Source organism: Sinanaerobacter chloroacetimidivorans (assembly GCF_018128545.1).
Taxonomy (GTDB): domain Bacteria; phylum Bacillota; class Clostridia; order Peptostreptococcales; family Anaerovoracaceae; genus Sinanaerobacter; species Sinanaerobacter chloroacetimidivorans.
The window spans coordinates 103,306-115,509 of record NZ_JAGSND010000014.1; the positions used below are offsets into that span (position 1 = coordinate 103,306).

Annotated in this window: 12 protein-coding genes; all 12 read left to right on the forward strand. The window is 42.4% G+C overall.

Going from position 1 to position 12,204, the window contains the following annotated elements; all coding sequences use genetic code 11:
- Window positions 1–95: 95 nt before the first annotated feature.
- A complete protein-coding gene (locus KCX82_RS17300; protein ID WP_227019747.1) occupies window positions 96–1,442 on the forward strand; it encodes an APC family permease in 1,347 nt (448 codons plus the stop codon).
- Window positions 1,443–1,512: 70 nt separating this feature from the next.
- Window positions 1,513–2,214 (forward strand): cysteine hydrolase family protein, encoded by a 702-nt coding sequence (locus KCX82_RS17305; protein WP_227019748.1) that lies wholly within the window; start codon window positions 1,513–1,515, stop codon window positions 2,212–2,214.
- Window positions 2,215–2,366: 152 nt separating this feature from the next.
- Window positions 2,367–3,173, forward strand: a complete 807-nt coding sequence (locus KCX82_RS17310) for a response regulator transcription factor (protein WP_227019749.1) — start codon at window positions 2,367–2,369, stop codon at window positions 3,171–3,173.
- Window positions 3,174–3,251: 78 nt separating this feature from the next.
- Window positions 3,252–3,875: a manganese efflux pump gene (locus KCX82_RS17315; protein ID WP_227019750.1), complete on the forward strand. Its 624-nt coding sequence runs from the start codon at window positions 3,252–3,254 to the stop codon at window positions 3,873–3,875.
- A gap of 298 nt (window positions 3,876–4,173) precedes the next feature.
- Window positions 4,174–5,070 carry an agmatinase gene (gene speB / locus KCX82_RS17320; RefSeq protein WP_227019751.1) on the forward strand — a complete coding sequence of 299 codons (897 nt, stop codon included), beginning with the start codon at window positions 4,174–4,176 and terminating at the stop codon, window positions 5,068–5,070.
- A gap of 58 nt (window positions 5,071–5,128) precedes the next feature.
- Complete coding sequence (locus KCX82_RS17325) at window positions 5,129–6,595, forward strand: amino acid permease (RefSeq protein WP_227019752.1); 1,467 nt, start codon at window positions 5,129–5,131, stop codon at window positions 6,593–6,595.
- Window positions 6,596–6,669: 74 nt separating this feature from the next.
- Window positions 6,670–8,421, forward strand: coding sequence for an amidohydrolase (locus KCX82_RS17330; protein ID WP_227019753.1), 1,752 nt, complete (start codon window positions 6,670–6,672; stop codon window positions 8,419–8,421).
- Window positions 8,422–8,783: 362 nt separating this feature from the next.
- A complete protein-coding gene (locus KCX82_RS17335; protein ID WP_227019754.1) occupies window positions 8,784–9,488 on the forward strand; it encodes a DUF421 domain-containing protein in 705 nt (234 codons plus the stop codon).
- A gap of 155 nt (window positions 9,489–9,643) precedes the next feature.
- Window positions 9,644–10,072, forward strand: coding sequence for a 50S ribosomal protein L13 (gene rplM, locus KCX82_RS17340; RefSeq protein WP_227019755.1), 429 nt, complete (start codon window positions 9,644–9,646; stop codon window positions 10,070–10,072).
- Window positions 10,073–10,091: 19 nt separating this feature from the next.
- Window positions 10,092–10,487, forward strand: a complete 396-nt coding sequence (rpsI, locus tag KCX82_RS17345; RefSeq protein ID WP_227019756.1) for a 30S ribosomal protein S9 — start codon at window positions 10,092–10,094, stop codon at window positions 10,485–10,487.
- Window positions 10,488–10,707: 220 nt separating this feature from the next.
- On the forward strand, window positions 10,708–11,319 hold the full coding sequence (locus KCX82_RS17350) for a stalk domain-containing protein (protein WP_227019757.1): 612 nt from the start codon (window positions 10,708–10,710) through the stop codon (window positions 11,317–11,319).
- A 150-nt stretch (window positions 11,320–11,469) separates the two neighbouring features.
- On the forward strand, window positions 11,470–12,042 hold the full coding sequence (locus KCX82_RS17355) for an N-acetylmuramoyl-L-alanine amidase (RefSeq protein WP_227019758.1): 573 nt from the start codon (window positions 11,470–11,472) through the stop codon (window positions 12,040–12,042).
- Window positions 12,043–12,204: the final 162 nt, after the last annotated feature.

Below are 12,204 nucleotides of genomic sequence, written 5' to 3' on the forward strand. Positions count from 1 at the left end.
TCCATAAAATCAACCATTTTCAATAGAATTAGGGTTTGGCATGATCGTTGCTCTATAACCTGACTGAAATTATTTTTAGAAAGGTGGAGGTATTCATGACAACCAACACGGAAAATATGGGTTATACACAAGAACTGAAACGTGTTTTGACCCTGAAGGATCTCGCGATTTATGGAATCGCCTTTATGACGCCCATTGCACCTGCTTATATTTACGGCAGTGCTTCGGCAATCACAGGAGGAACGCTGGCTCTTGCCTACATCATCGCTATGGTGGCCATGCTGTTTACCGCTTACAGTTACGGACATATGGCAGCTGCGTTCCCCATTGCTGGCTCTACCTATTCCTATACCCAGAGAGCTATCAATCATCATCTTGGCTTCTTTGCCGGGTGGGCGATGTTCCTGGATTATGTGCTGGTACCCCTGGTCGTATTCATGGTGGGAGCATCTTATGCAAATGCCGCGGTTCCCTCGGTTCCCTATGTGGCATGGGTGTTTATCATTGCAGCGGTAGTCACCGTTGTAAACTATTTCGGTGTGCAGATGGCGGCCAGAACCAATCTGATCCTGGTAGGAATCATGGGAGCTATCGTTATCGTTTTTATCGTAGTCTGTGCTTTTGCAGTAACAAAAGGAACAGGGGAAGGAACCCTTATTTCTGCCAGGCCTTTTTACAACCCTGACGGTCTGACCTCCGGAATGCTCATCGCAGGAGGAGCCATCGCCTGTTTCTCCTTCCTGGGCTTTGATTCCATCACAACGATGGCGGAAGAAGCTGTAAACCCCAGAAAAGACATTGGCCGTGCTGCCATTATCGCTTGCATTCTCGGGGGAGGCATCTTCATTCTGCAGGCTTATATGGCACAGTTAGTCTGGCCGGATTATACCGCCTTTGAAACTGCTGATACCGCATTGTTTGAAGTGGCACAGCTGGCGGGAGGCGCTGCTATGGCAGGATTATATACCTTCGCCGTTATCCTTTCCACCTTGACTGCAGGCCTTACCGGCCAGTCCAGTGCGGCAAGATTATTATACGGCATGGGAAGAGACGAGGTCTTGCCGAAGAAATTCTTTACCCATCTGCACCCGAAATATAAGACTCCGGTTTACAACATATTTATTATGTGTACTATTGGTGTGATCGGCGCACTAACCATGAATATTTCGCTGGTAGCGGAGCTTTTGAACTTTGGCGGTCTCTTTGGGTTTATGTGCGTAAATTTGTCTGTCATCGTTTACTACTACTTTAAGCAAAAACAGAAAAAAGTACTGCAGTATTTTCTGCTGCCTGCTTTGGGCTTTGTCATTTGCTTCTATCTCTGGATCCACTTATCAACAATTGCTTTGACCGTGGGCGGCTCCTGGCTGGCTATCGGTATCATTTATGCGGCTATCGAGACCAAAGGGTTTAAAAAGAAACCACCGGTTTTATCTGAATAATCATCATTTGAAGAACCATTGGAATAATTCATTCCATTGATTATCGTCAGCAACAAGGAGGAATTACAAAATGAAACCAAATCCCAAATACTTATCATTCTATTATGAAACCATGACGGAGTTCCCAGACTTCATTACAGACCCCAAGAAAACGGCTTTACTGATCGTCGATATGCAGAAGGAATTTGTCCTGAGAGATTTCGGAGATGCCCTGAAATTTAAGGAAGCCGGTGAATGGGAACGGTGGATCCCCTTCCATGACAGACTGGATGATATCGTCATTCCCAATAATGTGAAGCTTTTAAATTATTTCAGAGAAAAAGGAATGCTGGCCACATTCGGAAGGATTGCCTGCCTTCGGCCGGATGGAGAAGACCGGGCGCCGGTGCAAAAGTCCGAAGGGTGGAATGGAATCTATGTTTACGTAAATTCCAGAGAAGCGGAAATGATTGATGAACTGACGCCGCTGCCGGAAGAAATCGTAGTCAACAAGACCACGGACAGCGTAACATTAGGCACCAACTATTCCCAGCTCATCAGAAACATCGGTATCGATACGGTGGTGGTTACGGGAATCGTGACGGATCAGTGCGTTGCGGGAACCGTCAGAAGCCTTGCCGACGAAGGCTTCCGTGTAATTTGCGTAGAGGATGCCTGTGCGGCTCCGGATATTGCGCTTCATGATGCGGAACTGAAAATCATGAACCAAATTTATTGTCAGGTATTAAGCACCGAGGAAACCATTGCGGCTTTGGAGGGCAAGCTGAAATAGTAAGGCTGTAGGCCAAATAGAAATAGTAAGGCTGCAGGGCAAGCTGAAATAAAGACTCTATTGACTAAAGCAGTGGATTTGCTCATAATATGGGTAGATGATCATTGGTATCTTCTGGCTCTTTCTTTTGATTCTCTATTTGATGGAAAGGGGTGATTCCACTGCTTGAGCAATGGGAATGGGAAAAAGTAAACCAAATTACCTGTGAAATCGGCCAAAGCCGTGATATAACCGGGATGCGCAGAGACTTTCTGACGTTGCTGGGACAATTGGTTGCCTTTGATCTGGCTGATTTTTATCTGAACGATACAGCGACTCTCGGCAGGGTCAGATTGGTGGACCCCGTGGTGGTGAGCAGATTTTCCAAACAATTCAATGAAAAGTTTATGGCGGAATATGATAAATGTTACGGGCAGATTGACTATGTAAAATGGGTGTTTTCCAGCCACGAATCTATTGTCTACAGGGAATCCGACTTGATTAACAATGAAATGAGAACCAAAAGCGCTTTTTTTCTGGACTATTTAAAGCCGGCAGGATTTCTGCATGTGGCAGGAATCAGCATTGCAAAGGAAGGAAGCTGCATCAGTGCCATCACCCTTTACCGGACTGAAAAAAGAGGGGATTTTACCGATAAAGAGCTTTACATACTGAACCAGCTTTTACCTCATCTTCAGAGTAAACTATCCAGGGAATTCAATGTTATTGATTATAACATTGAGAAAATCAGAAAGGGATTTTCCCTGCTGGCCTATCAATATCATCTTTCCAATCGGGAAATAGAAATTCTGAAGCTGGTGTGCAGCGGGCACAATAATTCTGAGGTGGGCAATCAGCTTTCCATCAGCGTAAATACGGTGAAAAAACATATGAGCAATATCTTTGACAAGCTGGGTGTTGACAGCCGGACTCATTTGTTCAACCTGCTTTTAAGAAACAATAAGGAATTGTTTGAATAGAAATTTTAATATAGAGTCACACCTGTTCAGGCTGAAACATAGACTGCTGTTGTTAGGAAACAATGGAGGATGCAGTATATGTATGCATTTTTACTTGCGCTGTCGTTAAATATCGATAGCCTTAGTATCGGTGTCAATTACGGATTGCGAAAGATTAAGATTTCTTTTCCGGCCTTAATTACAATCGTCATGATGTCTTTGGGAGCGCTTACCCTTTCTTTTTCAATAGGGCATATTATATTCTCATTTGTCTCGATTTTTGTCTCTAAAATGATCAGTTCCTTCTTACTCATTTCACTGGGCTGTGTGCTATTTGCTCAAACGTTGATGAATATTCATTATCCGGCAGCAAGCGAAGCGTTTATTATTAAGAAAATAAAGATCAAGCCGCTGAATATTATTGTAAATATCGTGAGGGAGCCGGAAAATGCAGATATTGATCATTCCGGTGTTATAGACTTTAAAGAAGCAATCTATATTGGATCTGCACTTTCAATCGATGCATTGACCATAGGATTATCCTTGGCCGCCTATCAGATTCACTTACCGGGGTTTTTAATTTTAACCGCTGTGACCAATTTCTCATTTCTGGTTTGCGGAGAATTAATCGGCAAATTCGTAGGGAAGTTCATATCAGAAAACAAGCTGAAAATGGCAGCGAGCATCACACTTATATTATTGGGACTGACAAAACTTGCTTAGGTTATGTGTAAAAAGAAGAATTTTTGCAAGTAACGAAAAAGAAGTACTTAGATAAGTTACTTAAAAAAGAACATCTTAAGAATTATAGAACGAAAATGCATGATTTTGCTTAATGCAATGAACATGCATTTTTTTATTTTGCCCTGAACCGTCTCAAAAAAAGATTTCATAAAAAATTATAATAATACTTAAGTAGTATTGGCGTGTAAAAAATACTACCAACGTATGTTTTAATATTCTGACAATTGCTTTACAGTGACAGGTAGATACTATTATTTAGAAACAGGAGGACAGAACAATGATCGACTTAAAGCCTTGGGGCGACCTGAATACTGAGGATATGGAGAAAGCGAACCTGCTCATTATGGGAGTCCCTTTCGACGGAGCGGTTAGCTGCGGAAAAGGGGCGGCGCTGGCACCGGAAAAAATAAGAGCGCTGTCCCGTTATCTTCCGGCCACGACGGAAACGGGAACCATAATCAAAAACCTGAAAGCCTACGATGCGGGAGATGTGGCCGTAGATCTGGACTGGGCCAGGTACTACAAAGAGGTGGAGGATCGGGCTTACGACCTGATGAAAACGGATAAATTTTCTCTGTTTCTCGGCGGGGATCATTCCGTGACGATTCCTTTACATAAGGCTTTTGGCAGGTATTCAAAAGAAAAAGGGCTTGGAAAAATCGGCGTGATTCATTTTGATTCTCACGCGGATATCTGCGACACCTATGACAGCCACAAATGGTCCCATGCCTGCACGGAAAGAAGAACGGTGGAGGATGTGATCGGGACCGGGGATCTGGCGTATCTGGGCTTACGCAGCTACGAAATCGAGGAGCTTGAATATTTTAAGGGGCATCCGGAAGTACTGGTGATCAAGGCCTATGATGTATTCAAAGAAGGATATCTGGCTTGCTACCACAAGCTGGAGGAGCGGTTCCACGATTATGACGCCGTGTATTTTACTCTGGACATCGATGTGGTGGATCCTGCTTTTGCACCCGGTACAGGAACCCCCGAGGCGGGAGGCCTGACCAGCCGGGAAATTCTCGAACTGACAAAACTTCTGATCGGAAATCTGCCGGTCAAGGCAATGGATATCGTCGAAGTATCCCCTCCCCTTGATCAGGAAAACGACATAACATCCTGGCTGGCTTTAAAAATAATTTATGAGGTGTTTGGCTGCTTAGACAAGTAAGCGGGGCGTTGGAATACCCGTTTACTAATAAAATAAAAAAAATATTAAGGAGGTTATCATGAGTTATAAAGCGGATGTGAATCCAAACGGATCAGATGACAGCCAGGGTGGATCTTTACGAAGAGGCTTAAAGAAAAATCAGGTTCAAATGGTTGCACTCGGTGGTGTTATCGGATCGGCATATTTTTTAGGCACTGGATACACGCTCAGTGCGACGGGACCGGGAGCAATCGTAGCGTTTGCTTTTGCTGGGGTTTTGGTATTTATGATGATGCTTTGCCTCGGAGAATTGTCTGTTGCGATGCCGGTTGCAGGCTCGTTTATCGGATACACTTCGGAGTTTGTGTCTCCGGCGGTTGCTTGTGGGATCGGTTGGGCATACTGGGCATGCATCGTTGCGTATGTTCCTTCGGAATGTGTGGCTGCAGGTATTATCATGAATAATTTTTTCCCTATGATACAGCCCTTTTATTGGGCAGTTCTTTTTGGACTATTGATTACGATTATTAATATCGGAAAGGTTGAAGGTCTGGGAAAAGTGGAATCTGTTCTCGCTTTGACTAAAATAATAGCAATTCTTGCATTCAGTGTTCTTGCGATTTTAATCTTCCTGGGGATCATAGGAAGCGAGCATTCTTTTATCGGAACAACCTATGTTATTGACAGAGGCGGCTTCTTCCCGGTTGGAGCCTTTGCACTTGTGCTGACCATGGTAATGGTACTGGTAAACTATGGCGGTACCGAAATTGTCGGATTAACAGCGGCAGAAGCAGAAGATCCTGCTACTGCAATCCCGGCAGCAGTCAAAAATGTATCGGTCAGAATTGTTGGACTATATGTAATCCCTTTATTCCTGCTATCCCTGATTTTCCCCTGGGATCAAGCAGGGACGGAGGAAAGCGTTTTTGCAGCAGCTCTGGGTTATCATGGATTAAACTGGGCTGGCGGATTGTTCAGCTTTATTGTTTTGATCGCAGCCTTTTCCTGTGCAAACTGCAATTTATACGCCTGCATTCGTGCATTGTATTCGCTGGCAAAGGAAGGAATGGCTCCAACCGTATTCGGAAAATTGAATAAAAAGAGCGTACCCTCCAATGCGGCTTTATTCAGCCTGATTCTCATATGGATTGTGATAGGCTGCTATTCCTTTGATACAAGCGGATTTTTCTATACGTACTTATTAGCCATTTCGGGCTTTACCGGAGCACTTTGCTGGCTGACAATATGCCTCGCCCAGGTAAATTTCAGAAAGAGATTCCATGCACGCGGATACACCCTGGATGAGCTGAAGTTTAAAGTTCCGGGGAGTCCATACACCGGATATATTACGGTAATCTTATTTACTCTATGCTTGCTGATCAATGTATTGAGCCCGGATTTGCGCCCTGCATTCTATATCGGAGTACCGGCATTTTTAATTCCGGCAATTCTGTATAAGGTGCTTAAGGTAGCTGATCGGCGGGGTGAAGAAATCAAAAAACTGGTTGATTTCGACGGAATGTATCCTCCGAAGAATCGGGGATGATCAAAAGACCCGTTAATGAAATCAAACCGGATAAGGTTTTTGTTTTATTAATAATAGGAAGGGAGTAAACAATAATGAAAAGAAAAGTTATTGTATTCGGCTTAGTAGGTTTACTGATTTTGGGAACTTTTTTCGGCTGCAGCAAAGCAGCGTCTACCAAAGAGGCAGAGTCGGCTACTCTTGTTCTAAAAAACGGTGCCATCTATACCATGGATGAAGAGGATCGTGTGGCTTCAGCAGTTGCAGTCATCAATGATCAAATAGTATATGTCGGGGACGATGCGGGAGTTGAATCGTATGTAGGCGATGACACAGAAGTAATTGACCTGGATGGAAAAATGGTAACACCGGGCTTTATCGATGGACATATCCATGCTGCATCAGATCAGCTTTCAAGATTGTACAGTGTGTACTTAACAGATACTGAGCCTGACATCAAATTATATCAAGCAGCATTAAAAGAATTTGCAGAAAAACACCCTGAGCTGGAGGTAATTATCGGGAGAGGTTTTCAGCTTAAGGCCTTTGGTGACGAAGGACCTACAAAAGATGTATTGGATGAAATCATAAGCGACAGACCGGTTATTATTAGTGATACATCAGGTCACGGAGACTGGGTCAACACAAAGACACTTGAAATGGCAGGGATAACAAAAGATACGCAAGCTCCTGCGGGCGGCGAGATCTACAGAGACGCAAACGGAGAGCCTTCCGGATACTTATCGGATGCCGGAGAATTGATAGCGAATTTAACCGAAAAAACGAAAACTACACCGGAGCAGTTCTTTGAAGCATTTAAAGTGTTTGAAGATGAAAGTGCTGCAAAAGGTATTACCGGCATTAACAGCATGGGCTCTGATATTGCTGCGCCCGTTATTTGGAAAATGATGGACGACTATGCGAAAACGGGCGAAATGACCCTGCGTGTGAAATTTGCCCACAGAGCTGTAGACGGCGATGATCCTGCACAGATAGTAAAGGAGCTCCAAGACGGTCAGCAATATGTTTCCGATATGCAGAATATAATCGATATCAAGACCTTTATCGATGGTGTTCCGGAAGGAAAGACCTCCTATCTTCTTAAGCCCTATGCAGCTACCGCAAACATGGCTGAAGATTACCGCGGCGAAGCGATGTGGTCGCAGGAAAGTCTGAATGAATTTGTGGCTGCCGCAGATAAAGCCGGTTACGCCGTTGATGTTCATGCCATGGGAGACGCTTCTTCAAGAATGTTTATTGATGCAGTCGAATATGCATTTGAACAGAATGGGAAGAGAGATGCCAGGCATAACCTCATCCATGCGAATTTACTGGATCCGGCCGATATCCCAAGAATGGGCGAACTGGGCATTTATGCCGGAATGCAGCCAATCTGGTTCTACAAGGATCCAATCTTCTCACAGCTTGAAATCCAAATGCTGGGACAGGAACGATTTGATCAGGAATATGTCATCAGAGACATGCTGGAGGCAGGAATCATCATGACCGGTTCCTCTGACAGCCCGGTAACTACTGACAACAGGCCGCTTATTGGTATCGAATGCGGTGTAACCCAGTGTTCTCCATATCCGGGCGGCGGTCAAGGCGATCCTGTATTTGTGCGTAATGTAAATCAGACCGTTTCTGTAATAGATATGCTGAGATTCTACACGATCAACGGAGCGAAAGAAATGTTCATGGAAAAAACCATCGGTTCGATTGAAGTGGGGAAAAAGGCTGACATGGTGGTCCTTACGCAGGATATCACAAAAATTAAGCCGGATGATATTTCTGAAACAGAGGTTGTAAGCACCATCTTCAATGGCAAAATTGTGTATCAAAAATAAGCTGCCATAAAATATCATTATTGCGCTGACTATTCAGCAAGGAACAAAGCAGCCTTTCAGAGTTGATCTCTTGAAAGGCTGCTTCAATGTTAATTAATTAAGGAGGAATTTATCAAATTGTATCGCCTTATTTAGCCGAAGGCTTATAAAAGTGGAGCCCTTCGATCTCACAGACAAATTCCATTTTTTGTTCGATGGTCTTATCTTCCGTAAAATTCGGATTGACGAAATAGTATGTATCGTCGGTCAGCTCCGTTACTCCCGTAACCCCTTTAACTTTTGAAAGTATAAACGAGCAAATATGAATATTCTATGATCTCCAGTGAAGAATAATAGATACAATATCAAGCAGGAGGATCGGAATGGATAACTTATATGTTGTATATACTTCACTGGGATCTATTATCGTACTATTTTTGTTAACGAAAATAATGGGCAATAAACAAATGTCCGAATTAAGCATGTTCGATTATATCACGGGCATCACCATTGGTTCCATTGCTGCCGAAATGGCAACAGCTCTGGAGAAATTTGAAAAGCCGCTCATTGCTATGCTGATCTATGGGCTGGCAGCGGCTTTTATTTCTATTGCCTCTTATAAGTCTATAGTAATTCGAAGAGTTGTAACGGGAAAACCGGTTGTTTTATATGATAACGGAAAACTTTATAATAAGAATTTAAAGAAATCAAAAATTGATGTTAACGAATTTCTGGCATTATGCAGAAGCAACGGATTTTTCGATTTGTCAAACATTGAAACTGCGATTTTGGAAACCAACGGAAAAATCAGTTTTCTGCCCCTATCCACCCAACGGCCTGTCAATCCCGGTGATTTAAAATTAAACCCTCAGCAGGAGAAAACTGTAGCCAATGTGGTAATCGACGGCAAGATCATGCATACCAATCTGAAAAACACGGGAAAAGATGAGAATTGGTTAAATATACAGATGAAATCCCAGGGAATTTCCAATGTAAAGGACGCCTTCCTGGTCACCTGTGACAGTGACCATCAAATAAAAATTTATTCAAAAATAGAAACGGAATATAAACGGGATATTTTTGAGTGAATTTTTGCCTTGACAAACCTAATGCTAAAATATTATAATAGTCGTGCATTATGTGTAAAAATCCATTAGCCCCGGATTTTACGTATAGAATTTGTTGCTAGGGTGGGGTGAAACGCGCTAGCGAAAGAAATGAGTGAATGAGGAGATTATTGAAGATGAAATCATTTATCGCTAAACCTCATGAAGTGGAAAGAAAATGGTATATAATCGATGCTGAGGGCAAGACTCTTGGTAGATTAGCTACCGAAGCTGCTTCCATTTTAAGAGGTAAGAGAAAGCCAATTTTTACACCACATGTTGACACTGGAGATTATGTAATTATTATAAATGCCGAAAAAGTTGAAGTAACCGGCAAAAAGAGAAAAGAAAAGGTTTATAAGAGACATACCGGATACCCTGGCGGACTTCGTGAAATTACTTTTGACAAGTTGATTGCAAAGAAGCCGGAAGAGATCATCAGACATGCTGTAAAAGGCATGATGCCGGATGGAAAATTAGGCAGACAAATGTACAAGAAACTCAAGGTTTATGCTGGTCCTGAACATAAGCATGCAGCTCAGCAGCCGGAAGTTTGGAATTATTAGGAGAGGGGAGGAATCGTAAATGGCAAAATTGCAATACGCCGGTACAGGCAGAAGAAAATCATCCGTTGCTAGAGTCAGATTAATCCCTGGTAAAGGCAATATTACAGTAAATAAAAAGTCTCTTGAAGATTACTTCGGAATGGAAATCTTAAAGAGAGAGGTAAGAAGACCTTTTGAGATTGCCGGAGCTGAAGGCAGATTTGATGTTATCGCCACAGTAAGAGGAGGCGGTTTCACAGGTCAGGCCGGAGCTTTAAGACATGGTATTTCCAGAGCTCTTTCTTCCGCTGACAGAGAAGCGTTCAGAGCTCCTTTGAAAGCTGCTGGTTTCTTAACAAGAGACCCAAGAATGAAGGAAAGAAAGAAATACGGACTCAAAAAAGCGAGAAGAGCTTCTCAGTTCTCAAAACGTTAGTTTTTACGGACTACAAACCCTCGGATTATTGCAATTCGAGGGTTTTTTAACGCCCCAAAAAGTTTGAATAGGATTTCGATTTTTTATTTAATAAAAAAGGATAATCATCTGTAAATTTAGAATGTTTTGCTTGAAATCCCTGGAAAATATATGTAAAGTATAGAGTAATACGTTATTTCAACTGTATATCAAAAATGTGTATCTGAAAAAGGAGAAATCTATGAAGAAAAAGGGATTAATTTTGGTAGTGCTAATGGTCTTACTATCATCTACAGTAGTTTTTGCTGCCAGTGTGAATGGTACTTTTGCAGGACTGCCCATTGTCAATGTAAAAGTGAACAATGAAACACTAAAGCCAAGTGTTCCCGGAATCGTTCTGCAAGGGAGTACAATGCTTCCGGCCCGAGCCGTTGCAGAGAGCCTGAATGCGGTGGTCAGCTGGGATCAGACAACCATGACTGCTTCCATTGAAAAGCCCGATGTGACAATGTGCTTTGTGGACAGCATTGAAGAAATGGATGATGAATCCTGGGTAATCAGTCCCTTCGGTATTTTGGACGTGGGCCAGGACCAGGACGTAACCGTATATTATGAAGTTGGACCTATGAAAGAAAAGCTTTATGAGTATAGAATCATTGTGAAGGCTCCCAACGGTGATATTATAAAATCATCGGAGACTGACAGCTATGAGATCACGGCATACGGCATGGTAGGGTACCTCACCATTGACGACATTGATTTTACAAAAGCCGGCAATTATAAATTCGAATTCCAGATCAAATATGACAATGCCTTTAAAAGCGTTGAAAGTAAACTTCTTGTAATTGAATAAAAATTAATAGAATAACAGGAAATATTCCTGCAAAGGTATAAAGACCTCAAATGCATAAAATTGCATAAAGTTGAGGTCTTTTTATTTGCCCTTTCATATTTCTCTGTGAGCCGGCATATGTTTAATAGATAAAAAGGGGGGTGTTCAGTTTTGCCCAACATCTATTTGGATCCGTCGGTAGAGGAAAATGAATATGTAGGCGGAGGCAATGAGGAATATTACATGAACCTCATTGTTGATGCCATGATACCCTATTTAAATATTGCCGGTATCGGGTTTGTAAGAAATAATCCGGATAATACATTAAATCAAATTATTGATCAATCCAATGCCGGAAATTATGATCTGCATTTATCCCTTCGATCAACTCCAGCCTTGCAGATCCAGCAGGGGCCGATCGTTTATTATGACGCGTACAGAACGGAAGCACAGAGCGCAGCATATAAAATAACCAGGAATTTATGGTCAATCTATCCGGACCCCAACTTGGTGAATATGGTTCCCAATTCCACCTTATCACAGATTGCATTGACGAATGCGCCTACCGTTCTGATAGACCTTGTCAATCCTAGGAATTATGAAGATACGGAGTGGCTGCGGAATAATATCTATAAGGTTGCCAGGAACTTGGTTTTCGGGCTTACGGATTATTTTCAAATTCCATTTAATGTGAGACGTGATCCAATTGAATCAAGACCGGAAAATGTTAATGTACAAGGATAATGGATGTTGTATAATATTAAAAGATAAAAAATTGGAAAAGCTGTCAGAGGATATCGTACAATTCATTCGCTTTTCAAAATAATATGGTAGTGTCAAGTGGTTTATGAAAACCGGAGCGAAAGAAGAAGGCTCAAATAGAACCTTGAAAATTGCAAGTACTCA

Coding starts and splice junctions, on each gene's coding strand:
- KCX82_RS17350 (WP_227019757.1), top strand. CDS start 10,708: ATGAAGAAAAAGGGATTAATTTTGGTAGTGCTAATGGTCTTACTATCA.
- KCX82_RS17335 (WP_227019754.1), top strand. CDS start 8,784: ATGGATAACTTATATGTTGTATATACTTCACTGGGATCTATTATCGTA.
- speB (WP_227019751.1), top strand. CDS start 4,174: ATGATCGACTTAAAGCCTTGGGGCGACCTGAATACTGAGGATATGGAG.
- KCX82_RS17300 (WP_227019747.1), top strand. CDS start 96: ATGACAACCAACACGGAAAATATGGGTTATACACAAGAACTGAAACGT.
- rpsI (WP_227019756.1), top strand. CDS start 10,092: ATGGCAAAATTGCAATACGCCGGTACAGGCAGAAGAAAATCATCCGTT.
- KCX82_RS17330 (WP_227019753.1), top strand. CDS start 6,670: ATGAAAAGAAAAGTTATTGTATTCGGCTTAGTAGGTTTACTGATTTTG.
- KCX82_RS17315 (WP_227019750.1), top strand. CDS start 3,252: ATGTATGCATTTTTACTTGCGCTGTCGTTAAATATCGATAGCCTTAGT.
- rplM (WP_227019755.1), top strand. CDS start 9,644: ATGAAATCATTTATCGCTAAACCTCATGAAGTGGAAAGAAAATGGTAT.
- KCX82_RS17325 (WP_227019752.1), top strand. CDS start 5,129: ATGAGTTATAAAGCGGATGTGAATCCAAACGGATCAGATGACAGCCAG.
- KCX82_RS17305 (WP_227019748.1), top strand. CDS start 1,513: ATGAAACCAAATCCCAAATACTTATCATTCTATTATGAAACCATGACG.